This window comes from Idiomarina abyssalis (genome assembly GCF_900116625.1).
GTDB lineage: Bacteria > Pseudomonadota > Gammaproteobacteria > Enterobacterales > Alteromonadaceae > Idiomarina > Idiomarina abyssalis.
Genome location: NZ_FPBE01000006.1, coordinates 147189 through 171834 on the forward strand (window position 1 = coordinate 147189; position 24646 = coordinate 171834).

At 45.9% G+C, this 24646-nt stretch carries 38 protein-coding genes and 1 rRNA gene; 32 read left to right on the forward strand and 7 right to left on the reverse strand.

Annotation, left to right across the window (positions count from 1 at the left end):
* Positions 1-112 precede the first annotated feature (112 nt).
* The 14 genes from BM359_RS11110 (at position 113) to BM359_RS11175 (ending at position 8511) form a co-directional block, all read left to right on the forward strand.
* A complete protein-coding gene (locus BM359_RS11110) occupies positions 113-370 on the forward strand; it encodes a hypothetical protein (RefSeq protein ID WP_054489123.1) in 258 nt (85 codons plus the stop codon).
* Positions 371-553: 183 nt separating this feature from the next.
* Entirely contained in the window at positions 554-1765 is a 1212-nt protein-coding gene (locus BM359_RS11115; RefSeq protein ID WP_412458236.1) for a dipeptidase, read from the forward strand.
* Between the two features lie 208 nt (positions 1766-1973).
* Positions 1974-2285: a 30S ribosomal protein S10 gene (rpsJ, locus tag BM359_RS11120; RefSeq protein WP_053954198.1), complete on the forward strand. Its 312-nt coding sequence runs from the start codon at positions 1974-1976 to the stop codon at positions 2283-2285.
* A gap of 38 nt (positions 2286-2323) precedes the next feature.
* On the forward strand, positions 2324-2962 hold the full coding sequence (gene rplC / locus BM359_RS11125; protein ID WP_054489121.1) for a 50S ribosomal protein L3: 639 nt from the start codon (positions 2324-2326) through the stop codon (positions 2960-2962).
* 18 nt (positions 2963-2980) lie between these two features.
* A complete protein-coding gene (gene rplD / locus BM359_RS11130; protein ID WP_054489119.1) occupies positions 2981-3586 on the forward strand; it encodes a 50S ribosomal protein L4 in 606 nt (201 codons plus the stop codon).
* Entirely contained in the window at positions 3583-3885 is a 303-nt protein-coding gene (gene rplW, locus BM359_RS11135) for a 50S ribosomal protein L23 (protein WP_054489117.1), read from the forward strand. The genes rplD and rplW overlap by 4 nt, the downstream gene beginning before the upstream one ends.
* A 14-nt stretch (positions 3886-3899) precedes the next feature.
* Positions 3900-4724 (forward strand): 50S ribosomal protein L2, encoded by an 825-nt coding sequence (gene rplB, locus BM359_RS11140; protein ID WP_011235150.1) that lies wholly within the window; start codon positions 3900-3902, stop codon positions 4722-4724.
* Positions 4725-4740: 16 nt separating this feature from the next.
* Positions 4741-5019 carry a 30S ribosomal protein S19 gene (gene rpsS, locus BM359_RS11145; RefSeq protein ID WP_034822534.1) on the forward strand — a complete coding sequence of 93 codons (279 nt, stop codon included), beginning with the start codon at positions 4741-4743 and terminating at the stop codon, positions 5017-5019.
* A gap of 13 nt (positions 5020-5032) precedes the next feature.
* A complete protein-coding gene (rplV, locus tag BM359_RS11150; RefSeq protein WP_054489115.1) occupies positions 5033-5365 on the forward strand; it encodes a 50S ribosomal protein L22 in 333 nt (110 codons plus the stop codon).
* Positions 5366-5375: 10 nt separating this feature from the next.
* Positions 5376-6056 (forward strand): 30S ribosomal protein S3, encoded by a 681-nt coding sequence (gene rpsC / locus BM359_RS11155; RefSeq protein WP_054489113.1) that lies wholly within the window; start codon positions 5376-5378, stop codon positions 6054-6056.
* A gap of 11 nt (positions 6057-6067) precedes the next feature.
* Entirely contained in the window at positions 6068-6481 is a 414-nt protein-coding gene (gene rplP, locus BM359_RS11160) for a 50S ribosomal protein L16 (RefSeq protein WP_011235146.1), read from the forward strand.
* Positions 6481-6672, forward strand: coding sequence for a 50S ribosomal protein L29 (rpmC, locus tag BM359_RS11165; RefSeq protein WP_011235145.1), 192 nt, complete (start codon positions 6481-6483; stop codon positions 6670-6672). The genes rplP and rpmC overlap by 1 nt, the downstream gene beginning before the upstream one ends.
* A complete protein-coding gene (gene rpsQ, locus BM359_RS11170) occupies positions 6672-6935 on the forward strand; it encodes a 30S ribosomal protein S17 (RefSeq protein ID WP_054489112.1) in 264 nt (87 codons plus the stop codon). Before rpmC ends, rpsQ begins: the two co-directional genes overlap by 1 nt.
* A gap of 169 nt (positions 6936-7104) precedes the next feature.
* Positions 7105-8511: a hypothetical protein gene (locus BM359_RS11175; RefSeq protein ID WP_054489110.1), complete on the forward strand. Its 1407-nt coding sequence runs from the start codon at positions 7105-7107 to the stop codon at positions 8509-8511.
* 45 nt (positions 8512-8556) lie between these two features.
* Here the strand turns inward: BM359_RS11175 and BM359_RS11180 are convergent, their stop codons facing one another.
* From BM359_RS11180 to BM359_RS11205, 6 genes are read right to left on the reverse strand one after another with little or no spacing between them, the layout of a single operon-like run.
* A complete protein-coding gene (locus BM359_RS11180) occupies positions 8557-8949 on the reverse strand; it encodes a Na+/H+ antiporter subunit G (protein ID WP_054489109.1) in 393 nt (130 codons plus the stop codon).
* A 12-nt stretch (positions 8950-8961) separates the two neighbouring features.
* Positions 8962-9231 (reverse strand): K+/H+ antiporter subunit F, encoded by a 270-nt coding sequence (locus BM359_RS11185; RefSeq protein WP_054489107.1) that lies wholly within the window; start codon positions 9229-9231, stop codon positions 8962-8964.
* On the reverse strand, positions 9225-9713 hold the full coding sequence (locus tag BM359_RS11190; RefSeq protein ID WP_054489105.1) for a Na+/H+ antiporter subunit E: 489 nt from the start codon (positions 9711-9713) through the stop codon (positions 9225-9227). The genes BM359_RS11185 and BM359_RS11190 overlap by 7 nt, the downstream gene beginning before the upstream one ends.
* Before the next feature lie 5 nt (positions 9714-9718).
* Complete coding sequence (locus tag BM359_RS11195; protein WP_054489103.1) at positions 9719-11233, reverse strand: monovalent cation/H+ antiporter subunit D; 1515 nt, start codon at positions 11231-11233, stop codon at positions 9719-9721.
* Positions 11233-11574 (reverse strand): Na+/H+ antiporter subunit C, encoded by a 342-nt coding sequence (locus tag BM359_RS11200; RefSeq protein ID WP_054489101.1) that lies wholly within the window; start codon positions 11572-11574, stop codon positions 11233-11235. Before BM359_RS11200 ends, BM359_RS11195 begins: the two co-directional genes overlap by 1 nt.
* The gene (locus BM359_RS11205) at positions 11574-14363 is read right to left on the reverse strand and encodes a monovalent cation/H+ antiporter subunit A (protein WP_054489099.1); all 2790 of its coding nucleotides are present in this window, start codon (positions 14361-14363) and stop codon (positions 11574-11576) included. The genes BM359_RS11200 and BM359_RS11205 overlap by 1 nt, the downstream gene beginning before the upstream one ends.
* Positions 14364-14635: 272 nt before the next feature.
* Between BM359_RS11205 and rplN the strand changes: the two genes are divergently transcribed.
* The 17 genes from rplN to rplQ all read left to right on the forward strand — a co-directional run bounded on the left by rplN (position 14636) and on the right by rplQ (position 23129).
* Complete coding sequence (rplN, locus tag BM359_RS11210) at positions 14636-15004, forward strand: 50S ribosomal protein L14 (protein ID WP_006956444.1); 369 nt, start codon at positions 14636-14638, stop codon at positions 15002-15004.
* A 10-nt stretch (positions 15005-15014) separates the two neighbouring features.
* A complete protein-coding gene (gene rplX, locus BM359_RS11215; RefSeq protein ID WP_034822544.1) occupies positions 15015-15329 on the forward strand; it encodes a 50S ribosomal protein L24 in 315 nt (104 codons plus the stop codon).
* A 20-nt stretch (positions 15330-15349) separates the two neighbouring features.
* A complete protein-coding gene (gene rplE, locus BM359_RS11220; protein ID WP_054489097.1) occupies positions 15350-15889 on the forward strand; it encodes a 50S ribosomal protein L5 in 540 nt (179 codons plus the stop codon).
* An 11-nt stretch (positions 15890-15900) separates the two neighbouring features.
* Complete coding sequence (gene rpsN / locus BM359_RS11225; protein ID WP_011235134.1) at positions 15901-16206, forward strand: 30S ribosomal protein S14; 306 nt, start codon at positions 15901-15903, stop codon at positions 16204-16206.
* 26 nt (positions 16207-16232) lie between these two features.
* Positions 16233-16625, forward strand: coding sequence for a 30S ribosomal protein S8 (gene rpsH / locus BM359_RS11230; RefSeq protein WP_011235133.1), 393 nt, complete (start codon positions 16233-16235; stop codon positions 16623-16625).
* 14 nt (positions 16626-16639) lie between these two features.
* Entirely contained in the window at positions 16640-17173 is a 534-nt protein-coding gene (gene rplF, locus BM359_RS11235) for a 50S ribosomal protein L6 (protein ID WP_054489095.1), read from the forward strand.
* A gap of 9 nt (positions 17174-17182) precedes the next feature.
* Positions 17183-17536, forward strand: coding sequence for a 50S ribosomal protein L18 (gene rplR / locus BM359_RS11240; protein ID WP_054489093.1), 354 nt, complete (start codon positions 17183-17185; stop codon positions 17534-17536).
* A 9-nt stretch (positions 17537-17545) separates the two neighbouring features.
* The gene (rpsE, locus tag BM359_RS11245; protein ID WP_011235130.1) at positions 17546-18046 is read left to right on the forward strand and encodes a 30S ribosomal protein S5; all 501 of its coding nucleotides are present in this window, start codon (positions 17546-17548) and stop codon (positions 18044-18046) included.
* A 6-nt stretch (positions 18047-18052) separates the two neighbouring features.
* On the forward strand, positions 18053-18235 hold the full coding sequence (gene rpmD, locus BM359_RS11250) for a 50S ribosomal protein L30 (protein WP_054489091.1): 183 nt from the start codon (positions 18053-18055) through the stop codon (positions 18233-18235).
* A 3-nt stretch (positions 18236-18238) separates the two neighbouring features.
* Entirely contained in the window at positions 18239-18673 is a 435-nt protein-coding gene (rplO, locus tag BM359_RS11255; RefSeq protein WP_054489089.1) for a 50S ribosomal protein L15, read from the forward strand.
* 5 nt (positions 18674-18678) lie between these two features.
* The gene (secY, locus tag BM359_RS11260; RefSeq protein WP_054489087.1) at positions 18679-20007 is read left to right on the forward strand and encodes a preprotein translocase subunit SecY; all 1329 of its coding nucleotides are present in this window, start codon (positions 18679-18681) and stop codon (positions 20005-20007) included.
* A gap of 24 nt (positions 20008-20031) precedes the next feature.
* Positions 20032-20145: a 50S ribosomal protein L36 gene (gene rpmJ / locus BM359_RS11265; RefSeq protein WP_006956433.1), complete on the forward strand. Its 114-nt coding sequence runs from the start codon at positions 20032-20034 to the stop codon at positions 20143-20145.
* 120 nt (positions 20146-20265) lie between these two features.
* Complete coding sequence (gene rpsM, locus BM359_RS11270) at positions 20266-20622, forward strand: 30S ribosomal protein S13 (RefSeq protein WP_011235126.1); 357 nt, start codon at positions 20266-20268, stop codon at positions 20620-20622.
* A gap of 12 nt (positions 20623-20634) precedes the next feature.
* A complete protein-coding gene (gene rpsK, locus BM359_RS11275) occupies positions 20635-21024 on the forward strand; it encodes a 30S ribosomal protein S11 (RefSeq protein ID WP_011235125.1) in 390 nt (129 codons plus the stop codon).
* Positions 21025-21052: 28 nt separating this feature from the next.
* Positions 21053-21673: a 30S ribosomal protein S4 gene (rpsD, locus tag BM359_RS11280; RefSeq protein WP_054489085.1), complete on the forward strand. Its 621-nt coding sequence runs from the start codon at positions 21053-21055 to the stop codon at positions 21671-21673.
* A gap of 25 nt (positions 21674-21698) precedes the next feature.
* Positions 21699-22688, forward strand: a complete 990-nt coding sequence (locus BM359_RS11285) for a DNA-directed RNA polymerase subunit alpha (protein WP_054489083.1) — start codon at positions 21699-21701, stop codon at positions 22686-22688.
* 39 nt (positions 22689-22727) lie between these two features.
* On the forward strand, positions 22728-23129 hold the full coding sequence (rplQ, locus tag BM359_RS11290) for a 50S ribosomal protein L17 (RefSeq protein ID WP_034822551.1): 402 nt from the start codon (positions 22728-22730) through the stop codon (positions 23127-23129).
* A gap of 70 nt (positions 23130-23199) precedes the next feature.
* Here rplQ and BM359_RS11295 read toward each other — a convergent pair whose 3' ends face one another.
* Entirely contained in the window at positions 23200-23811 is a 612-nt protein-coding gene (locus tag BM359_RS11295) for a hypothetical protein (protein WP_224798151.1), read from the reverse strand.
* A 679-nt stretch (positions 23812-24490) separates the two neighbouring features.
* Here BM359_RS11295 and BM359_RS11300 point away from each other — a divergent pair.
* Positions 24491-24646: ribosomal RNA gene (locus tag BM359_RS11300) — 16S ribosomal RNA — on the forward strand; the annotation flags it as partial.

The following is a 24646-nucleotide window of genomic DNA, read 5'->3' on the forward strand; positions in this document are numbered from 1 at the left end:
AATAAATCCATATAAAACAAAATCTTAAATAAAATCAAAAAGCTGGCACAACCTTTGAATTAGTTAGTGCGACTTAACTAACGCACTGTCATTTATTCAAAGGAGAAAAATTATGAAAGCGTTAATCGTAAGTGTTGTCAGTGGTGTTATGTTGTTCAGCGCATCGGCTTCAGCTGCCGATGATAATAGAGATTCTATCGCTGCTGAGATACAAGCTCAGATTGCTGAAATATCAGAGCAAGGTATGGAAACTATCAAGCAGTCAGTTTCTGATTCTATTCAGGAGTGGGGCCTTGAATTGTTTTCCAGTCTGCAGTTGACTGAAACTCAAAGTAAAGCGTCCGAAGAAAAAAGTCAGCAAACTCAGTAGGGAGCTCCCATGATTTTATTAGATCAATGGTGGCTCATTTGGTTGACCGCGCCGGTATTAGGAACGTTAGTCGTCGGTGCTGTCATAAGTTTCAGCGCATCCCTAATGCGGCACAGCTAGACTTTTGGTACTCTGCGTATATCTCGTTATAACAATAAAAGAGGAATACGTATGTTTAAGTCTCTGATAGCCGCGTCCGTGCTGGCCGTAATAACTGGCTGCGCAACAGCCGCACAGCCCACAGAAGGTAACGCTGAACAAGCAAAGTATACAGCGAGTGATAAAGCTGAAAGGCTGGCAAAAGAGTACCTTCTGGTTGATACACATATTGATGTGCCTTACCGAATTCACGATAAATGGGAAGATGTAACAGAAGCGACTGCCGAAGGCGATTTTGACTACCCCCGCGCTGTTGAAGGCGGCCTGGATGCGCCTTTCATGTCAATTTATATTCCAGCTTCTTATGAGCAAAGCGGTGGCAGTGTTCAACTGGCTCACGAACTTATTGATGGCATGGAAGCTCTGGTTGCACGAGCCCCTGATAAGTTTGCCATGGCTTATAGTACGGATGACATCCGTAGTAATAAAGAGCAAGGGCTAATGTCTATTGCTTTGGGGATGGAGAATGGCACACCAATTGAAGGTGACCTTGATAACTTGCACATGTTTTATGAGCGTGGCATTCGCTACATTACTCTGGCTCACTCATTATCTAATCACATTTCTGATTCCTCTTATGACATTCGCCGCCAGTGGGATGGTTTAAGCCCCTTTGGTAAGGAACTGGTCAAAGAAATGAACAAAATTGGCGTTATGGTTGATGTTTCTCACATCTCCGATGAGGCGTTCTACCAGGCCGTCGAAATTAGTGACGTGCCAGTCATAGCGTCGCATTCGTCGCTGCGCTCATACACCCCCGGTTTCGAGCGTAATATGAGCGATGACATGCTAAAAGCTTTAGCGGAAAATGAAGGCGTTATCCAGATTAACTTTGGTTCATCGTTTTTGGCTGAGCAGGCAAACCGTTACCGCGATATGATGAAAAAGCGTATTAATGCTGTAAAAGAGCAGTATGGTGAAGACAGCGATGAAGCCAAACGTCGCATTAAAGACATAGAAGCAAATAATCCGTACCCGTTTGCGACATTAGACACAGTTCTGGACCATATCGACCACGTGCGCGACTTAATTGGCGTTGAGCATATAGGTATTGGCTCAGATTATGACGGTGTCGGTGATTCATTACCGGTCGGCTTAAAAGATGTATCTACCTATCCAAACCTTGTTCAGGGCTTAATGGACAGAGGGTACTCAGATAAAGAAATTGAAATGATTCTGGGTGGTAATTTAATGCGTGTTTGGGAACAAGTGGAAGACTACGCCGAAACACATTAAGGGCTTGACACCCGGCCGTGAGTCGGTATAATTCGCGGCCACGTCTTTTGAGTTTATCGGCTTTGGCCGTGTAAAAGGCGTTCGACAACAGTCCCGATTGGGGACTGAACGGTTGACGTAGAATGTCGCACCCCCGGTATGTGCCAGGGAGGTTGCGATTTTCTGTGCTCTTTTTTAAATGCTCTTTTATTGAGGCTTTGATTTATTTATGGCTAATCAAAGAATTCGGATTCGTTTGAAAGCGTTCGATCACCGTCTGATCGACCAGTCGACTGCAGAGATTGTTGAAACTGCAAAACGCACTGGTGCTCAGGTACGTGGCCCTATCCCACTGCCAACTCGGAAAGAACGCTTCACCGTGCTGACTTCTCCACACGTGAATAAAGACGCGCGTGACCAGTACGAAATCCGCACCCACAAGCGTCTGATTGATATCATGGACCCTACTGACAAAACGGTTGACGCGCTTATGCGTTTAGATTTGGCAGCTGGCGTTGATGTACAGATCAGCTTGGGTTAAGTGGGCAGTAATAGGATTACACACGAGAGGTTTTAACAATGGCTATAGGTCTAGTCGGTCGTAAAGTAGGAATGACGCGTGTCTTCCAGGAAGACGGCGCTTCTGTTCCTGTTACTGTGATCGAAGTGCTGGCGAACCGTGTGACTCAGGTTAAATCTGATGACACTGACGGTTACCGTGCCCTTCAAGTGACCACAGGCGAGAAGAAAGCGAGCCGTGTAACCAAGCCTTTAGCAGGTCATTTTGCTAAAGCTGGTACAGAGGCAGGTCGTGGTCTTTGGGAATTCCGCCTGAAAAACGGCGAAGGCGAAGATTACGCGGTTGGTTCTGAACTGACTGTTGATATTTTCGCAGAAGTTAAGAAAGTAGACGTTACTGGTACTTCTAAAGGTAAAGGCTTTGCCGGTACTGTGAAGCGCTGGAACTTCAGCATGCAGGACGCTACTCATGGTAACTCATTGTCCCACCGTGCACCGGGTTCAATCGGTCAAAACCAGTCGCCTGGTAAAGTATTCAAAGGCAAGAAAATGGCTGGTCAGATGGGTAATGAGCGAGTCACTACGCAGTCACTTGAATTAGTTCGAGTTGATGCAGAACGCAGTTTGTTGTTGATCAAAGGTGCGGTCCCGGGTGCAACCGGTAGTGATGTGATCGTTAAACCAGCGGTCAAGGCGTAACGTCTGAGGAGAATAGTGATGGAATTAACATTGAAAGACGCAAAAGGCGCTCTTGAGGTTTCCGAAGCTACCTTTGGACGTGAGTTTAATGAAGCCCTTGTCCATCAAGTAGTTGTAGCTTACGCTGCAGGTGCTCGTCAGGGCACTAAAGCTCAGAAAACTCGTTCTGAAGTAGCCGGTGGTGGTAAGAAGCCTTGGCGTCAAAAAGGTACTGGTCGTGCCCGTGCAGGTACAATCCGTAGCCCTATCTGGCGTTCTGGTGGTGCGACTTTTGCAGCTAAGCCGCAAAATCACAGCCAGAAAGTTAACAAAAAAATGTATCGCGGTGCGATTAAAAGCATTTTGTCGGAATTGATTCGTCAGGAACGTTTGATTGTTGTTGAGAAGTTTGGTGTTGAAGAACCAAAAACAAAACAGCTGGCAGCGAAACTGAAAGAAATGGATCTGAACGACGTTTTGATCGTGACTAAAGAAGTTGATGAGAACTTATTCTTAGCTTCTCGCAACTTGCATAAAGTCGACGTGCGTGATGTTCAGGGTATCGACCCTGTCAGTCTGATTGCTTTCGAGAAAGTGCTGATGACTGCAGACGCCGTCAAGCAGCTTGAGGAGGTGTTATCATGATGCGCGAAGAACGTTTGCTTAAAGTGATTTTAGCACCTCACGTTTCGGAAAAATCGACTATGACTGCTGAAGGCAACAACACGGTTGTTTTCAAAGTAGCAGTTGATGCGACGAAATCCGAAATTAAAGCGGCTGTCGAAAAACTGTTTGAAGTTGAAGTCAAAAACGTACGTACAGTAAACGTAAAGGGTAAAACCAAGCGTACTGGGTTCCGTTTTGGAAAACGCAGTAACTGGAAAAAAGCGTATGTTGCCTTGAATGAAGGTGCTGACATTGACTTCTCTGGCGGCGCTGAGTAACAGGAGGAATAAACATGGCTGTAGTTAAAAGTAAGCCTACGTCTCCGGGTCAACGCCACGTCGTTAAAGTCGTCGGTCAGGACCTGTACAAAGGCAAGCCTTACGCACCATTGCTGGAAAAAAACAGCAAGTCTGGTGGTCGTAACAATAACGGTCGTATCACGGTTCGTCACATTGGCGGTGGACATAAACACCACTACCGTGTAATCGACTTTAAACGTAATAAAGATGGTATCCCTGCAAAGGTTGAGCGTATTGAATACGATCCTAACCGTTCAGCGAATATCGCTTTAGTTTTGTATGCTGACGGTGAACGCCGTTACATTCTGGCTCCGAAAAACCTATCTGTAGGCGATCGTATCCAGTCTGGTGTTGATGCACCGATTAAACCTGGTAACAGTCTGCCAATGCGCAACATCCCTGTGGGTAGTGTTGTTCACGCAGTAGAGTTACAGCCAGGTAAAGGCGCACAGATGGCTCGTTCAGCGGGTGCTTATTGCCAGATTCTTGCTCGTGACGGTGCTTATGTTACCGTTCGTTTGCGTTCAGGTGAGATGCGTCGCGTTCAGTCTGAAGGTCGTGCAACTATCGGTGAAGTAGGTAACGCAGAACACATGCTGCGTCAATTGGGTAAAGCCGGTGCAAACCGCTGGCGTGGTATTCGTCCTACCGTTCGTGGTGTGGCGATGAACCCAGTTGATCACCCTCACGGTGGTGGTGAAGGCCGTACCTCTGGTGGACGTCATCCTGTGACTCCATGGGGCACGCCGACCAAGGGCTACAAAACCCGTAAAAACAAGCGTACTGATAAGTTCATCGTACGCCGTCGCAACAAATAAGAGTTGAGGATAAAACATGCCACGTTCTCTTAAAAAAGGTCCATTTATTGACCTTCACCTGCTAAATAAGGTGGAGAAAGCGTTGGAAGCCGGGGATAAAAAGCCAATTAAAACTTGGTCCCGTCGTTCAATGATCATCCCAGATATGATCGGCCTGACAATCGCTGTTCACAACGGTCGTCAGCACGTTCCTGTCTACGTGACAGATGAAATGATCGGTCATAAATTAGGCGAATTCGCGCCAACCCGTACTTATCGCGGCCATGCTGCTGATAAGAAAGCGAAGAAACGGTAAGAGGTAGAGAGTGATGGAAGCAATTGCTAAACACCAATTTGCCCGCGTTTCAGCGCAGAAGGGCCGTTTGGTCGCAGACCAAATCCGTGGACTTCCAGTAGAAAAAGCACTGGATATCCTGGCATACAGCCCCAAAGCATCTGCTGTCTTAATCAAGAAAGTACTTGAGTCAGCAATCGCGAACGCGGAACATAACGAAGGTGCGGATATCGATGAGTTAAAAGTAGCCCGGGTCTTTTTAGACGAAGGTCCTACTATGAAGCGCATCAAGCCACGGGCGAAAGGCCGTGCCGATCGTATCTTTAAGCGCACCAGCCACATTACTGTGGTCGTGTCAGATAGCTAGGAGATAAATTATGGGTCAGAAAGTACATCCTAATGGTATTCGCCTAGGTATCTCCAGACCATGGAATGCAACCTGGTATGCGAATACAAATGAGTTCGCTGATAACCTGCACAGTGATTTTCAGGTACGTAAGTTCCTGACAAAAGAACTGCGCAACGCATCAGTCTCTCGTATCGTTATCGATCGTCCAGCTAAGAGCGTTCGTGTGACTATTCACACGGCACGCCCTGGTGTGGTTATCGGTAAGAAAGGCGAAGACGTAGAAAAGCTGCGTAAGCAAGTTTCTAAATTGACAGGTGCTCCTGCGCAAATCAACATCTCAGAAGTTCGTAAGCCTGAGTTGGATTCGCAGCTAGTAGCTGACAATATTGCTGGTCAGTTGGAACGTCGTGTCATGTTCCGTCGTGCTATGAAACGTGCTGTACAAAACGCCATTCGCTTGGGTGCCAAAGGCATCAAAGTTGAAGTGAGTGGTCGTTTAGGCGGCGCAGAAATTGCACGTACTGAGTGGTATCGTGAAGGCCGTGTACCGCTGCACACATTACGTGCAGACATCGACTACTCGACCTCAGAAGCGAACACCACTTACGGTATCATCGGTGTTAAGGTCTGGATTTTCCGTGGTGAAGTTCTTGGTGGACTTCCAACTGAAGAAAAGCCAGCTCCTAAGCGCGGCAAGAACCGTAAGTAAGGAGAGACGATATGTTACAACCTAAGCGTACAAAATTCCGTAAGGTTCACACAGGCCGCAACCGTGGTCTGGCGCAGTCTGGTAACAAAGTCAGCTTCGGTACTTTTGGTTTAAAAGCTACTGATCGTGGTCGTATGACCGCGCGTCAAATCGAAGCAGGCCGTCGTGCAATGACTCGTCACGTTAAGCGTCAAGGTAAAATCTGGATCCGCGTATTTCCTGATAAGCCTATTACCAAAAAGCCTTTAGAAGTTCGTATGGGTAAAGGTAAAGGTAACGTCGAATACTGGGTTGCTCAGATTCAACCAGGTCGCGTTCTGTATGAAATGGACGGTGTTCCTGAAGAGTTGGCACGTGAAGCGTTCCGCCTGGCGGCGCGTAAACTGCCTTTCAAAACCACTTTTGTGACTCGGACGGTAATGTGATGAAAGCAAGTGAACTGAAAGATAAAACCGTTGAGCAGCTGCAGGAAGAATTGCTAGGCTTGCGTCGTGAGCAGTTCAATCTGCGTATGCAGGCGGCAACTGGTCAGCTGAATCAGACTCACATGATGAAACAAGTGCGTCGTGATATCGCACGTGTTAAAACCATCTTAAATGAGAAGGCAGGTGCGTAATGACTGATGAAAAACGTGTTCGTACTCTGCAAGGCAAAGTTGTCAGCGATAAGATGGATAAAACCATCACTGTAGCTGTTGAACGCCGTGTAAAACACCCGGTATACGGGAAGTACATCACGCGTACAACTAAAGTACATGCGCATGACGAAGAAAACCAGTGTAAAGCTGGCGACACCGTGATTGTTCGCGAAAGTCGTCCGCTGTCTAAGAATAAATCTTGGACTCTGGAAGAAATCGTAGAGCGTGCTACTGTTGTCTAAACGCAGATAACGAAGTAAAAAATACAAAGGCCTCCCTTGCGGAGGCCTTTTTTTTGATCTAAACCTTAATAGGTTGAGTACAAATATCTGAAATTAAATAATTTATTTTTATTAAAGAATTAATAATAAAAGCGCATATCAGCGCGTAATACTCAGAGGGAGTCAACCTATGTCAAAGAGCTTATTTTTTGCAGCTACGGTACTTGCAGCAAGTCCGGTGGTTGCCGCTCCACAGGAAAGTAACTCTGTCGAACAAGAGATACAAGCGCTTAAAGAGCGGTTGGCTCAATTGGAAAAGCGTTTAGCAGAAAAAGAAGAAAGTTCGAAAGAAGAAGTTGTTGTTGTCAAAGAACAAGATATTGAGGAAGAAACAACAGCTGATAAAAGCGATGGCAAGCGCAGAGTTGTCTATGACTCAGGTGTTCACGCTCGCTTAGATGAATTGGAAAAAAGAACGGAAGAAAACGAAAATTGGCCAATAAAGGTTCATGGTGCGGTCCGTTTTCAGTATGAATACAATAATTACGATTCTGATAATGAAGACAGAATGGGTGATTTAGATTTCGATATTTTCCGGCTGAATTTTGATGGCGAAATGGGTGGAGTGATTTTATCTGCCGAATACCGTTGGTTCAATTATCAAGATGTCGTTAAACATGCCTGGTTTGGTTATGATTTTACTGACAAGCTTCAAGGCCAGGTTGGTGTCGTAAAAATACCTTTCGGTAACATGCCGTATAACTCCCACAGTTACTTTTTTAACACTACCTTTTATGTCGGTTTAGAAGATGAGCACGATAATGGACTTCGGTTTAAGTATCGGGGGGACGAATGGGATTTTGATTTAGCTTATCTTAAGTCTGATGAGCAAGGTGGTATCGATGGCTCAACCTCTGACAGAACCGCTCGCTATAATTACGATACAGTAGGTATTAGGCTGCCAGGACAGGGTGCCTATGATGAACCTGGATTACCTATTGGAGAAAGTAATAGCTATGCATTCCGTACGGCTCGCAAGTTTAATTTCAGTGATGACGAAAACTTAGAGCTCGGTGTATCGGTTCAGGGGGGTAACTTATATTCAGGAACTGCAGGAGAAGGCTTTACCGCAGCACAAGAATACGAAAACCAAAATGTTGGTAATCGTTTAGCATGGGCTGCTCACGGGGTTTATAATAACGGACCATGGAATGTCCAGCTGCAGTATTCTGACTATGACTATGACTTGAAATTAGAAAACAGAGGCGTCTATATGGCTGCCTATGCTTATTACGACGCTATCCCAACCGAAGCTAAGCTTTATACCGCTAACGTGGCTTACACCTTACCTGTTGATATTGGTCCTATTACTAGCTTTACCTTTTATAATGACCACAGTTTAATGACGGATAAAATGGGTTATCAGGACGATACCTGGATGAATGTGTTGGGTGTCGCTGTAGCAGCCGGCGGGGGCTTTTACACTTACGTTGATTACGTAAAAGCGAAAAACCAACCCTTTATTGGAGGTAATACAGCGACAGACGGTGGGGAAGTCAATGACCGTTTCAATATTAACTTCGGGTATTATTTCTAAAAAGCCTTAAGCCTGTATAGAAAAAATTGAAGACATGGTTCCCTATTAGGGTTCCATGTCTTTTTCTTTGGGCAGTATATGTTCGTAAGAATCGCCTTCCTGACGGAAATCTCTTGTGCGATTGAACATTTTTAGTTCCGTATGCAGAGCTGCTTTTGCCATAATATGTGCGCTGATAGGAGCCGTCAAAAACAAGAAAATGGCGATTAAAAGCTCATTAAAATTTGGTGTTCCCTGAGCTGCCGTAATGATAATAGTGGCAATAACAATACCGCCAATACCAATTGTCGTGTTCTTTGTTGGAGCGTGAAGTCTGGTAAAAAAGTCAGGTAATATAGCCAGACCGAGTGAGCCAATAAAAGCAAAGCAAGCACCTAAAAGAATAAAAAAAGCAGCTAACCATTGCGACCATTCGGGTAATTGATTTAGTGCGTCCATAATTGTCTACCTTTATTCTATTAAGTCGCCGCGCAGTAAAAATTTACCAGCGGCGATGGTGCCAACAAAGCCAAACATGGCAATAAGCAGGGCGGCTTCAAAGTAGGTTTGGGTGTTCTGATACATTCCCAGCAGAAGTAATAAAGCCAGGGAGTTAATATAAATGGTATCTAATGCCAATATCCGGTCCGGTAAATCAGGGCCTTTAACCAGCCGCCAGAAGTTTAGCAACACCGATAAACTGAATAGCAAGAAGGCAATTTGCAGTACTGTCGTTAACATTTAAAAATCTCCTTCAGGCGTCGCTCGTAACGATTTCTAATGGTGTTTATGACTTCTTCGGGGTTTTCCTCAGAGAATGCATGAATAAGAATCCCTTTACGTCCGCGAGTTATTTCGCAAGAAACAGTACCAGGCGTTAATGTGATTGTGCTGGCAAGAATAGTAACCGGTAGTTCCTCTTTCATATCCAGTGGAAAGACGAAAAGTGCCGGTTTTATCGAGCGAGGTTTTCCTATTATCATTCCTGCAATTTTAAAATTGGCGACGACAATGTCATTTAAAAGAATAAAGAAATAAACCAACGCTAAATCTGGGCGCTTAATGGTTGCGAATTTAGGCCATGCTGAGCGAAAAAGAAATGGAACAAACCACGCAAATATGGCGCCCAGCAATACGACTCCGGGAGCAATAGAGTTAAACAGCAGCATCCAGACAGCCAGTAAAAATACTGACAGCCAAGGTGTCGGGAAAAGTTTTTTCATGACGATTATTTCTCCCCTTCAGTTAGTACGCGTGATGGATACTGTTGTATATCATAAAGCTGCTCCGCGACATCAGTAGTGTAACTACGAATAGGGTTGGCAAAAATTGTCATGGTCAGTGACAGCGCAAGCAGCATGATGACTGCAGCGCGTTTGCCTAAAGGAGCCGATTGCTCATTAGGTTTGCCTGATAGCGTGTGCCAAAGCATCTTACTTCCCGCTCTGGTTACAGAAATAAGCATAATAAGGGTGGCGCCTAATACAGCGCCCCACAGCCAAAAACTTGTTCCATTAGGACTGGCTGACTCTAATATAAAGAGCTTTCCAACAAAGCCGGACAGCGGTGGTAATCCGATAATTGCAATTGCTGCGACCAGGAACATGACAGAATAAGTTGAGTGATTTGCCATTTTCTTACCAGAGACAATGCGAGAGGCTGTTTTACCACGCTCAAATGCAATGAGATCAGCCAATAAGAACAACGCACCAGTAATAAAGGTCGAGTGTATTAAATAAAACAGCATTGCGCCGGTGGTGGCGATGTCATTTAAGCTGTATGTCGCTATAAGCGTGCCTATAGAAATGACGACTAAATAGGCGACTAATAATCTCAGGTCGCGCGCGCCAAGAATACCAATGGCTCCTGCCAACATGGTAATAAGACCCATAACCCATAGCCAGTCATGGGCAATAAAGGCCAGTTCGTTTGCTTCGGGACCAAAAATAAGAGTGTAAACCCGAACGATAGCGTAGACACCGACTTTCGTCATTATCGCGAACAACGCAGCTACCACTCCGGTGGTTGTAGAGTATGCCTGAGGCAACCAGAAATGCAGAGGCAAGATAGCTGCTTTTATTCCGAAAACGATTAATAACATCATACCGCCGGCTTTCGCTAAAGCGGCCTGATCACCGGTTAACTGCTGAATTTGTGTGGCAAGGTCAGCCATATTCAGCGTACCAGTCACACCATACAATGTACCTATGCCTATTAAGAAAAGTGCAGAACCTAACAGGTTAAGCAAGACATAATGCAATGTGGTGCGTAAACGGAATTTTCCTCCTCCATGCATAAGTAATGCATACGAAGAAATTAAAAGCACCTCAAAAAATACGAATAAGTTGAAAATATCGCCCGTGGCAAAAGCCCCCATTATGCCCATAATCTGAAATTGGAATAGGGCCTGGAAATGGGAACCGAGATTATCCTCAGCGTAGCAGCCATAAATCAGAACGGGCAGGGCTAATATTGCTGTTATTAGCATCATCAATGCACTGAGTTTGTCTACCATCAGGACAATGCCAAAAGGCGCCGACCAGTTCCCCAGAGCATAAACAATCATTTGGTCCTGATTAACCTGAATGAGTAACGCGATGCTTAATACGAGTGTCAATATACTTGCCAGAAGACCAATAGCTCTTCTTTTGGGTTGAGGTCTATCTCCCCAAGGCAGAAGTTGTAAGAGTGCTGCAAAAAGCGGCACTAAAATCGGAAGTATCGCCAAATGTTGTTGCCACATTAGCGGTTGCCCTCCGTGCTGTTATCCTGCTGATTAACTTCGTCGGTTCCAATTTCTCCACGGGCCCGTACGGCTAAGATGATTGAATAAGCTGTCATAGCAAAACCGATAACAATAGCGGTAAGAACCAGGGCTTGAGGCAACGGGTCTGCATAAGTTTCCTGGGTACCATAAATTGGTGCCCCGTCTATTGTTAGTCGTCCGGTGGAAAAGAGAAATAAATTAACAGCGTAAGACAGCATAGTTATGCCCACGACCACAGGAAAAGAGCGGCCGCGTAAAATAAGGAAAACGCTGCATGCGGTCAAAACGCCAACGGTAACAGAGTATAAAGTTTCCATTAATGTCCCTCATGCGTTGGGCGATGACGCGTCGTCATCTTGCCAAAGTTACTTAAAATCATCATGGTTGCGCCGACAACGGTCAGGAAAACGCCCAAATCGAACAGTAAGGCTGTTGCAAATTCAAATTTACCAACCAACGGCCATTCTAAGTAGGTAAACCATGATGTCAGGAAGGGCTTATTAAACACCCAGCTACCAATCCCCGTTAATGCCGCGGTCATCACACCAAACGACATGAGTGATTGGTAATTAACATTGAACCGTTCTTTTACCCAATCAACACCATTTGCAATGTATTGCAGGATCATGGCGGATGCGACAATAAGCCCGGCGATAAAGCCGCCACCGGGTAAGTTATGCCCTCTAAGGAAGATGTAAGCTGCAACGATCATCGCTATAGGCAGAATGATATTAGCTACCGTAGTTAACATCAGTGGGTGTTTGATACGGTGCCAAGGGCGGCCATCGATATCGCTGGAGGGCATAAAGGGCTTCAATTTGTTTAATAGTTTATGAATGCCGGCTGCAGCTATAGCCAGCACGGTAATTTCACCTAATGTATCGAAGCCACGGAAATCTACCAAAATCACATTAACCACGTTTGTTCCACCGCCACCGGATTTGGCATTGGCAAGGAAAAAGTCCGAAATGCTTTCAAACGGTGAGGTAAGAATGGCGAAGTTAAGTGTCGCGACAATACCACCAATAAAGCTGGCAATAATAATGTCTCTAAAAACGCGGTGTCCTGAGGAAGCCCGACTGGTTTTTTGTGGCATAAAGAATAGCTCCAGTATCATCAAAATAATGCTAACTACTTCCACGACTAATTGAGTCATAGCTAAATCGGGCGCCGAAAAATGCGCAAACGCCAGTGATACAACCAGGCCAACGACCGATAACATGCTTAGCATGACAAAACGGTTGCGGTGTAATGTTGCTGTTGCAAATGCCGCTCCAATAAGGACCAGAGCACCCACCATGCTAACCATATCAACGGGCAGTTGCGGTTTGCCGCCGGTGACGACACTTAAATCACTTAATGACGGCAATAAAACAACAATGACACTGATAAGCACAAACGCAATGTAGCGCTGCAGCGAGCCTGTATCTAGCCGTTCATAGAAGTTTGCTGCGGCGTCCGACACTTTTTGAATAATGTGCTCAAAGTTGTGTTTCGCGTCCTGTCCGTCAAACTGTCGGTTGAAAGTAAATAGCTGGTCTCGCGCAAGATAAATAAGGATTCCGCCTATAACCGCTACAGCACTCATTAGTAAAGGTATATTGAACCCGTGCCATAAAGACAGTTTAACCTCAACAGGGGCGGCGGTAACTGCGGCTGCAGCCTGGTCAAGTATACCTGAGACCATTGTCATGGGAGCCAGCCCGATAGCGATACACAGTAAAGCCAGAACAACGACCGGAGCCGACATCATCCTTGGAGGGTCATGAGGTTTCTTCGGTAACTCTTTGTATTCGCCGTTAAAGAAAACGTCATGAATAAAACGGATAGAGTAGGCTACAGACAACATCGCTCCGACTGTCGCCAGGATTGGAATAAACCAGGACAATCCGCCAAATAGGTGTTGTTGGAGTGCCTGATCAAGGAAGAGTTCTTTCGACATAAAGCCATTGAAAGGCGGAATGCCTGCCATAGAGGCAGCAACAATCATGGCCAGTGTTGCGGTAATTGGCATCAGGCTCATCAAGCCTTGTAATTTGCGCATGTCACGCGTGCCTGATTCATGGTCAATAATACCGGCGGTCATGAATAGACCGGCTTTAAAACAAGCGTGATTAATAATGTGGAATAAGGCGGCTATGACAGCACCCTGCGTGCCAATGCCGAGTAACATACAAATGAGACCGAGATGACTCACGGTAGAGAATGCCAGTAGTCCTTTTAAGTCATGTTTTAGCAGCGCAAAGTAAGCACCTACTAACATGGTGATTAAGCCGGTTAAAGTTACTAGGGTAAACCAGAGCTCTGTCTCAGCTAATACCGGATGAAATCGTGCCAGTAAAAAGATACCAGCCTTTACCATGGTAGCTGAGTGTAAGTACGCACTGACCGGAGTTGGGGCTGCCATGGCGTGTGGCAACCAAAACTGAAAAGGAAACTGCGCTGACTTAGTGAAGGCGCCAAGTAAAACCAATATTAAAGCGGGGACATAATAGGCATGAGCCTTTATTTGTTCTGCCGCCGCAAAAATATCATCTAACTGATAACTGCCGGCGATACTGCCAATAATAAGCAAACCCGCCAATAAAGCGAGTCCGCCGGCTCCGGTCGTTGCCAGTGCCATTCGCGCACCGCGTCGGGCATCACTACTATGAAACCAATAACCAATCAGTAAAAAGGAAGAAATACTGGTCAGTTCCCAAAACACCCACATTAATAAGATATTGTCAGCCATAACGATGCCAAGCATCGATGACATGAATAATAATAAGCACGCATAAAAACGAGCTTCATCGTCTTCGCGACTTAAATAGTAGTGGGCGTATGTAATAATGAGTACGCCAATTCCTAAGATAAGCCCGACAAAGAGCAGAGAGAGTCCATCGAGCCGAACAGCAAAGTCCAGACCGATGCTGGGAAGCCACTCAACCATTTGTTTGGGGACATCACCAGCTAACGTTGCAGGTGCGTATTGAAATAAAACAATTAAGCACAGAACAGGAACCAGTAATGTAACTCCGGTCTTTACCGGTCGTGACGCACGTTTAACCAATAGTGGTAAGAGCGCACCAAAAAATGGGGCAAAAATAATGAATAACAGATTCATACCATCGAAGTCCCAAGTCAGCTTGTGCTCTTTATATTAAGGTGGATGTAGCAGAGCAACTTAAAGTATTGAATTTACCATTGGTTTTGTCGCAATCCAACTAAACTAAACCGTTATAGTCGTTAGTTCACCGTACACCTACGAAAAATTCTGAGATTACCCTACCACTCCTAAAATTTATCTGTTACACTTCGCGACCCTTTTTATAAGGGAAAAACCAAAGGCAGCACGACCCGAGAGGGTCTGTTTTTTTAACTAAGCGGGGCACTGAAATGATCCAAATGCAAACTACCCTGGACGTTGCCGATAACTCCGGCGCGCGCAGCGTACAATGTATTAAGGTTCTAGGTGGTTCGCACCGTCGCTACGCAAACATCGGCGATATCATCAAAGTTACTGTTAAGGAAGCAATTCCTCGCGGTAAGGTGAAGAAAGGCGATGTAGTGAATGCGGTGGTCGTTCGCACCAGAAAAGGCGTCCGTCGACAAGACGGGTCGGTCATCCGTTTTGACCGCAACGCGGCTGTGTTGTTGAATAACAACCAACAGCCCATTGGCACTCGTATTTTCGGGCCGGTAACTCGTGAACTGCGTTCAGAGCAGTTTATGAAGATTATCTCGCTGGCACCAGAAGTACTATAAGGAGTCAATTATGGCGGCAAAAATTAAACGTGATGACGAAGTAGTCGTCCTGGCAGGTAAGGACAAGGGCAAGCAAGGCAAAGTCCTGAAAGTTCTTACTGATAAAGATCGCGTGATCGTGGAAGGCGTCAACGTAGTCAAGAAACATCAGAAGCCAAATCCGGCTTTAGGTGAATCTGGCGGCATCGTTGAACAAGAAGCAGCCATCCACATTTCGAACGTAGCGATCCTTAACCCAGAGACAGGTAAAGCAGATCGTGTTGGATTTCGTATTGAAGATGGCAAGAAAGTTCGCTTCTTCAAATCGAACAACGCAATCATTTAATTCAAACTTGGAGTTTTACGATGGCGAAACTGCATGATTTTTATAGAGAATCGGTAGTTCCTGGACTGATGAAAGAGTTCAGCTACAACAGCGTCATGCAAGTCCCTCGGATTGAAAAAATCACCCTTAACATGGGTGTTGGTGAAGCTCTGGCTGACAAAAAAGTACTTGATAACGCAGTGGCGGACCTAGAGGCTATCTCTGGTCAAAAGCCAATTCGTACTGTGGCACGCAAGTCTGTCGCCGGTTTCAAAGTCCGTGAAGGCTTCCCGATTGGCTGTAAAGTAACTCTGCGCGGCGAGCGCATGTGGGACTTTTTGCAACGCTTAATTTCGATTGCAATCCCACGTATCCGTGACTTCCGTGGCCTGAACCCTAAATCGTTCGATGGTCGTGGTAATTACAGCATGGGTGTTCGTGAGCAGATCATCTTTCCGGAAGTCGACTATGACAAAGTCGACAAGGTACGTGGTCTGGATATCACCATTACCACTAATGCTGGCACAGATGACGAAGCTCGTGCTTTGCTAGCTGCCTTTAACTTCCCGTTCAGAAAGTAAGGTGTAGAGTTATGGCAAAACAGTCAATGAAAGCGCGTGACGTGAAGCGAGCTAAAATCGCTTCAAAATACGCAGAAAAACGCAACGCACTGAAAACGGTCATTAATGACCCTAAAGCATCAGACGAAGAGCGTTGGGAAGCCGTACTTAAGTTGCAACAGCTCCCACGTGATGCCAGTCCGACGCGTCAACGTAACCGTTGTCGTATAACTGGTCGTCCTCATGGTTTCCTTCGTAAATTCGGTATGAGCCGAATCAAGGTCCGTGAGATGGCGATGCGCGGTGAAATTCCTGGCTTGAAAAAAGCTAGCTGGTAAGCCACGAATCACGGGAGAAAGCAAATATGAGCATGCAAGATCCAATTGCGGATATGTTCACACGCATTCGCAACGCTCAAGGTGCTAACAAAGTAACGGTTAAAATGCCGTCTTCTAAGCAGAAAGTGGCGATTGCTCAAGTTCTGAAAGAAGAAGGTTTTATTACTGGTTACAGTGCCGAGAGTACTGTTAAACCTGAGCTTGAAGTCGAATTGAAATATTTCGAAGGCAAGCCAGTAATTGAAACAATCGAGCGCGTTAGTCGCCCCGGTCTGCGTATCTATAAGAAACGCAACGAGCTGCCTAACGTAATGGGTGGCCTTGGCATCGCAGTAGTTTCGACGTCTAAAGGCCTGATGACTGATCGTGCCGCTCGCCAAGCTGGTCTTGGTGGCGAAATTATCGGTTACGTAGCGTAATTAGGAGGTAGGAAATGTCACGTGTTGCTAAAGCACCCATTGAAATTCCTGCTGGCGTTGAAGTTACGCTAAATGGCCAGGAAGTCACGATTAAAGGTGCCCAGGGCTCACTGAGTCGTGTTGTAAACGATGCAGTTGAACTAGTGAAAGAAGACAGTGAGTTACGTACTAACGCCCGTGAAGGTGTTGCTAACTCCACTGCTCAAGCTGGTACGGCTCGTGCATTGTTGCAAAACATGGTGGTCGGAGTCACTAAAGGATTCGAACGTAAGTTACAGTTGATGGGTGTTGGTTACCGTGCGCAAGCACAAGGTAAAAAACTGAACCTGACGCTAGGCTTTTCGCATCCTGTGGAGTTCGAAATTCCAGAAGGAATTACAATCGATACTCCGACTCAGACTGAAGTCGTCGTTAAAGGTGCAGATAAGCAGTTAGTTGGTCAAGTTGCCGCTAACATTCGCGCATACCGTAAGCCAGAGCCTTATAAAGGCAAAGGCGTTCGTTATGCTGACGAGCAAGTGCGCCGTAAAGAAGCCAAGAAAAAGTAGGGTAATACGATGGACAATAAAGCAGCTCGCTTACGTCGTGCTACTCGCGCACGTAAACAAATTAAAGAGTTGGGTGCAAATCGCCTGGTCGTTCACCGTACACCACGGCATATTTACGCACAGTTGATCGCACCTAACGGTTCTGAAGTGCTGGCAGCCGCATCGACTGCAGAGAAAAGTGTTCGCGAAGGGCTTAAATCTACAGGTAATGTAGATGCAGCCAAAGTCGTGGGCAAAACTATCGCTGAACGAGCGATTGAAAAAGGCGTCAAAAGCGTTTCTTTCGATCGTAGTGGTTTTAAATACCACGGTCGCGTAGCCGCATTAGCGGACGCAGCTCGTGAAGCCGGACTTCAGTTCTAGGAGACGAACATGGCAAATGTAGAAGCTCAAACCGGTGAACTGATAGAAAAGTTGATCACAGTTAATCGTGTAGCAAAGGTTGTTAAAGGTGGTCGTATCTTTAGCTTCACTGCACTGACTGTGGTTGGCGACGGTAAAGGTAAAGTCGGTTTTGGTTATGGTAAAGCGCGTGAAGTACCCGCTGCTATTCAAAAAGCAATGGAAAAAGCACGTCGCAATATGGTTACCGTTCAGCTGAAAGGCGACACTTTACAGCACCCTGTTAAAGGGCGTCATTCAGGTTCACAGGTATACATGCAACCTGCTTCAGAAGGTACGGGTATCATCGCTGGTGGTGCAATGCGTGCGGTTCTGGAAGTTTCAGGTGTACATAACGTGCTGTCAAAAGCATACGGTTCAACCAACCCAATCAACGTTGTTCGCGCGACTATCAAAGCGTTGAACGGCATGAAATCGCCGGAGCAAGTTGCGGCGAAGCGTGGATTGCGCGTTGACGAAATACTGGGGTAGTGAACAATGGCGAATAAGACAATCAAAGTAACACAGACGCGTAGCTCTATCGGCCGTTTGCCGAAGCATAAAGCTACACTACGTGGCTTGGGTCTCCGCCGCATTGGTCACACAGTAGAGTTGGAAGACACTGCTGCAGTCCGCGGTATGGTGAACCGAGTTAATTACATGGTTAAGGTGGAGGGATAAGCGATGGAACTTAATACTCTTGCTCCCGCACCTGGTGCAAAAAGCAGCAAAAAGCGCGTTGGACGCGGTATTGGTTCAGGTCTTGGAAAGACTGGTGGACGTGGCCACAAAGGGCAGAAATCTCGCTCTGGTGGTACTGTTAAGCCAGGTTTCGAAGGCGGACAAATGCCAATTCAACGTCGTCTGCCAAAATTTGGTTTTACTTCTCGCAAAGCAATGGTTACCGCGGAAGTAAACTTGGCAGAGATCGCGAAGGTTGACGGTGATACCGTTGAACTGGCGACTTTGAAAGCAGCAGGTCTCGTTCGTAAGAACGTACTACACGCTAAAGTCATCAAATCTGGTGAGTTAAGTCGTGCTGTGACTGTAAAAGGTCTGAAAGTCACCAAAGGCGCTCGCGAAGCTATTGAAGCTGCTGGCGGCAAAATCGAAGGATAGAGCAAATGGCTAAACCAGGATTGGAATCAAATCGAGCGCAAGGTGGCTTGTCGGAACTTAAGCGTCGCCTGTTGTTTGTGTTAGGAGCGATTATCGTTTTCCGAGCGGGCTCCTTTGTGCCTATTCCTGGTATTGATGCCGCTGTATTAGCTCAGCTATTCGAGCAGCAGAAAGATACCATCGTTGCTATGTTTAACATGTTCAGCGGTGGTGCCTTGGAGCGCGCTTCAGTATTTGCATTAGGTATTATGCCGTATATTTCGGCTTCGATTATTATGCAGTTGGCAAGTGTGGTTCATCCACGCCTGGCCGAGCTTAAGAAAGAAGGTGAATCTGGTCGTCGTAAGATAAACCAGTATACGCGGTGGGGTACTTTAATACTGGCTACGTTCCAGTCGATTGGTATAGCTACTGGCTTACCAAACTTAATGCCAGGACTCGTAATAGACCCTGGTTTCGGCTTCTATTTCACTGCTATTGTGAGCTTAGTCACAGGGACAATGTTCCTTATGTGGCTAGGTGAACAAATTACTGAGCGTGGTATAGGCAACGGTATCTCTATCCTGATCTTTGTGGGTATTGTTGCAGGATTACCTTCCGCTATCGGCCAAACGGCCGAACAAGCGCGTCAAGGTGACTTGCACTTGTTATTGTTATTGTTAATTGGTGTTGTGGTTATTGCAGTAACCTACTTCGTTGTTTTTGTTGAACGTGGTCAGCGTCGTATAGTCGTTAACTACGCCAAGCGTCAACAGGGTCGTAAGGTATTCGCTGCACAAAGCACTCACTTGCCATTGAAAGTGAATATGGCAGGTGTTATTCCACCAATTTTCGCGTCGAGTATTATTTTATTTCCGGGTACCATTGCCACTTGGTTTGGCTCTGGTGAAGGTGCGGTTGCAGACTTTTTGCAACAAGTATCAATGACATTGTCTCCCGGTCAGCCGTTATATGTGTTATTGTACGCGGCTGCGATAATCTTCTTCTGTTTCTTCTATACAGCGTTGGTATTTAACCCTCGCGAAACAGCGGATAACTTGAAGAAGTCAGGTGCGTTTATCCCGGGTATACGCCCAGGTGAGCAAACCTCGAGATATATCGATAAAGTAATGACGCGCTTGACATTAGCAGGCGCACTGTACATTACCTTTGTCTGTTTGGTTCCGGAGTTCATGATGATTGCATGGAATGTGCAATTCTACTTCGGCGGTACATCATTATTGATTATCGTTGTTGTTATCATGGACTTTATGGCACAGGTTCAGACTCATATGATGTCGCATCAATATGACTCTGTCCTGAAAAAAGCCAATCTCAAAGGCTACGGCCGGTAAGATTGGGTAGAACGGAGAGTAGCAATGAAAGTTCGTGCTTCCGTGAAGAAAATCTGTCGTAACTGCAAAATCATCAAGCGTAACGGTGTAGTTCGCGTTATTTGCACTGATGCTAAGCATAAGCAACGACAAGGTTGATTCGAAGGAAAGGCTAGCGGCTTAACAGCCGCGGCCTTTGAAGTATTTGCAATTCGGCAATCGGTTGAGTATCCTAACGGGCTTTTCAACTGAAGCCTACAAATTAAAGGAGACGTGTTAGTGGCCCGTATCGCTGGCATTAACGTTCCTGACAATAAGCATGCAGTCATTGCCTTGACTGCAATCTACGGTGTTGGCCGTACTCGTTCACAGCAGATTCTTGCTGCAACGGGTATTGCTGAAGACACTAAGATTGGTTCATTGTCAGAAGACAAACTGGACGCGCTTCGTGACGCAGTATCAAAGTTCGCAGTAGAAGGCGATCTGCGTCGTGAAGTATCTATGAACATTAAACGTTTGATGGACCTCGGGTGTTTCCGTGGACTTCGTCATCGTCGTAGCTTACCTCTACGTGGGCAGCGCACTAAAACAAATGCGCGCACTCGTAAAGGTCCGCGCAAACCAATTAAGAAATAGGGGGATTGAGTAATGGCTAAAACACCAACTCGCTCTCGAAAGCGCGTTAAAAAGCAGGTCGCCGATGGCATGGCTCACGTACATGCATCTTTCAACAACACCATTATTACCATTACTGATCGCCAGGGTAACGCATTAGCGTGGGCTACCGCAGGTGGATCGGGCTTCCGTGGTTCACGGAAATCAACGCCGTTCGCAGCACAGGTTGCAGCAGAACGAGCAGGTGAAATGGCGAAGGAATACGGACTGAAAAACCTGGAAGTATTTGTGAATGGTCCAGGCCCAGGTCGTGAATCATCGATTCGTGCCCTGAACGCCGTTGGTTACAAAATCACAAATATTACCGATGTGACACCGATTCCTCACAACGGTTGTCGTCCGCCTAAGAAACGTCGCGTTTAAGGCGTGAATCGATAGTTGGAGAAAGATCATGGCAAGATATTTGGGTCCTAAGCTCAAGCTGAGCCGTCGCGAAGGAACAGATTTGTTCCTGAAAAGCGGCGTTCGCGCAATCGATTCTAAATGTAAGATCGAGACTGCACCAGGACAACACGGCGCGCGTCGCGGCCGTTTGTCAGACTACGGTGTTCAGTTGCGTGAGAAACAGAAAGTTCGTCGTATGTACGGCGTTCTGGAAAAGCAATTTCGTAACTACTACAAAGAAGCTGCACGACTGAAAGGCAATACCGGTGAGAACCTGTTGCAGTTGCTGGAACAGCGCTTGGATAACGTAGTGTATCGCATGGGTTTTGCGTCAACACGCGCAGAAGCTCGTCAGCTGGTCAGTCACAAAGCAGTTGTTGTGAATGGTCAGGTAGTGAACATTCCATCGTTCAAGGTTCGTCCTGAAGATGTCGTTTCTGTTCGCGAAAAAGCGAAAAAGCAGGCACGTATCGGAGCAGCACTGGAGCTTGCAGAACAACGCGAGAAGCCAGTCTGGATAGAAGTAGACAACAGCAAATTGGAAGGTGAATTTAAACGTCTTCCAGAACGTAGCGACTTGTCTGCTGAAATTAACGAACAGTTGATCGTAGAGCTTTACTCTAAGTAAAGCTTAAGCATAGAGAGAGGACACAATGCAGGGTTCTGTTACCGAATTCCTAAAGCCGAGGTTAGTCGACATCGAGCAAATCAGCCCGACTCATGCCAAGGTGACACTGGAGCCTCTGGAACGCGGCTTTGGTTATACACTGGGTAATGCGTTACGTCGCATTTTACTGTCGTCAATGCCAGGCTGTGCAGTGACTGAGGTTGAAATCGATGGCGTGCTGCACGAATACAGCAGCAAAGAGGGCGTTCAGGAAGATGTCATTGAAGTTTTGTTAAACCTGAAAGGGCTGGCTGTCAGCATTGAAGGTAAAGATGAAGCGACTCTGACTTTGAATAAATCCGGAGCAGGTCCTGTAACAGCAGGCGATTTCACTCACGATGGTGATGTTGAGATCGTTAATCCTGAGCACGTTATCTGTCATTTGACAGGCGACTATGAACTCGTTATGCGAGTTAAAGTTGAACGTGGTCGCGGTTACGTGCCTGCGGCATCACGTCAGTCCGCTGATGATGATGAACGTCCAATCGGTCGTCTACTTGTCGACGCGTCGTTCAGCCCGGTTGAGCGCATTGCATATTCTGTAGATGCGGCACGTGTTGAGCAGCGCACCGACTTAGATAAGCTGGTTATCGAAATGGAAACCAATGGTACATTGGATCCAGAAGAAGCAATCCGCCGTGCAGCAACAATTTTAGCTGAGCAGCTGGATGCCTTCGTTGAACTTCGTGATATCAGCGAACCGGAAGAGAAAGAAGAGAAACCGGAGTTTGATCCGATTCTTCTTCGTCCGGTAGACGACTTGGAATTGACTGTTCGATCTGCGAACTGCTTAAAAGCAGAAGCGATTCAGTACATTGGTGACTTAGTACAACGGACTGAGGTCGAGTTGTTAAAAACTCCGAACTTAGGTAAAAAGTCGTTGACTGAAATCAAAGACGTGTTGGCTTCACGTGGTTTGTCTCTTGGCATGCGCCTTGAGAACTGGCCACCAGCTAGCTTAATTGATAACGACTAAGGTCACCTTAGTAATAGATTTACTGAGAAGGGTATAGGTATGCGCCATCGTAAGAGTGGTCGTCAACTAAATCGAAACAGCAGCCATCGTCAGGCAATGTTCCGCAACATGGCAAGCTCTTTGGTGCGTCATGAGATCATCAAGACGACTTTGCCAAAAGCAAAAGAGTTACGTCGCGTTGTTGAGCCGTTGATCACAATGGCAAAACAAGACAGCGTAGCAAATCGTCGTCTGGCGTTCGCACGCACACGTGACAAAGAAGTTGTTGGCAAGCTGTTTAATGAGTTAGGTCCGCGTTATGAAGAACGCCCAGGTGGTTACACTCGTATTATGAAGTGTGGCTTCCGTACAGGTGATAACGCACCAATGGCTTACATTGAATTAGTTGGTCGCCCAGAAGTAGAAGAAGTTGAAGAAGTAGCGGAAGAAGTTACTGAGTAAACTGATTCAGAAAGTTAAAAAGCCGACTGTACGCAGTCGGCTTTTTTGTTTTTGGAATTGCGATTCTTTTTTAGTTTAGCTTTTCGTCAAAGATTTTCGCTAACGTCTCCTTTTCTAAATACCCTTCATTAACCAGCCACTCAAGTTCTTTACGGCTTACTCCCGACTGCTTTGCTTCTAAAGTAAGCAATCTCCACTCTTCCTTATTCAAACTGTAGTTCTGCTTTTCTTTATCAGTACCGACAAAGAAGTCCTTTAACACAGAGACTAGTGCCGTAGCTGTGTCTGGCAGTGCTTTAATAGATTCGGTTATTGAGGAGAGTATAGAGTTAGGTGCTTCCTTGGCTGCAGTGCGTAAAACGGATTCGGTGAAGTCTGGGTGTGATGCCACTGCTTTTCGTATAATTATGTCTGCTTGCCCAGGTTCTCGTTTGAGAGCAATACTAATGATGTCGTCGATATAAGCCGGTTCGGTTTGAATAGCCGATTCGACGATAGCGTCACATAAGTCAGGGTAGCGTTGAATAGCTATGTCGACCACGCTGTAGGTAACAGCGGGTTCCGCCTGCATCGCAGCAACGACAATAGCGTTAACTCGATTTTCCCTCGCATCAAATGCTGCATCAACAATATAGCTGGCGTGCTCAGGGTAATGGTTAATTAAAATGCGGACTGTGCGCATAATCGAGAAATTTTTGTTTAGGTGGTTATCAATGATATTTCGGTAGGTACTTTTTAAATCGGACTCTGAACTTGTTGTGTTGCTATCAAGAGTGATAGCACTGCTCGTTCGTATTGCGCTCGGATTTAGAGTTGCCACAAGTAAACAGGTAAACGTAATTAATTTCCAGCGCATATAATCGAAGCCCCTAAATTGAGTCCATTTATTATTTGAGACTTTAATATAACAACAGTTCAAATAAAGTACAAAAAAACAACAAAATAGATTTAAAATCGTTCAATAATAAGGGGTTTTAAAGTGGTTCGTTTGTTTTTTAGTCAGTTGACGTTTGAGATCAAAAAAAGATCTTGAAAGGCTCAGAAAGATCACTATAATTCGCCGCCGTTGTCATGAGTTATCCGGAAGGGATTCAGGCAACGGCGTTTGTTTCAACCGGGCTGAAAAAAAAGCCGCTAAAAAGTGGTTGACGAAACGACTGGGAAGTGTAGAATACGCCTCCCTGCTTCGAAAGAAGCAACGCTCTTTAACAATACTATCAAGCCAAGCAAACTGTGTGGGCACTTGCAGAAGTAAGCAAACAGAAATATTTGTATTGCAACTTTTGAATGAGTGTTCAGCAAGGTTTCATTAATGAAGCTAAGCAAAAACGCGTAATTCATTGAGTTGATTGAACTACTTTTAATTGAAGAGTTTGATCATGGCTCAGATTGAACGCTGGCGGCAGGCCTAACACATGCAAGTCGAGCGGTAACAGAGAGAAGCTTGCTTCTCTGCTGACGAGCGGCGGACGGGTGAGTAATACTTGGGAATTTGCCTTTAGGCGGGGGACAACCAC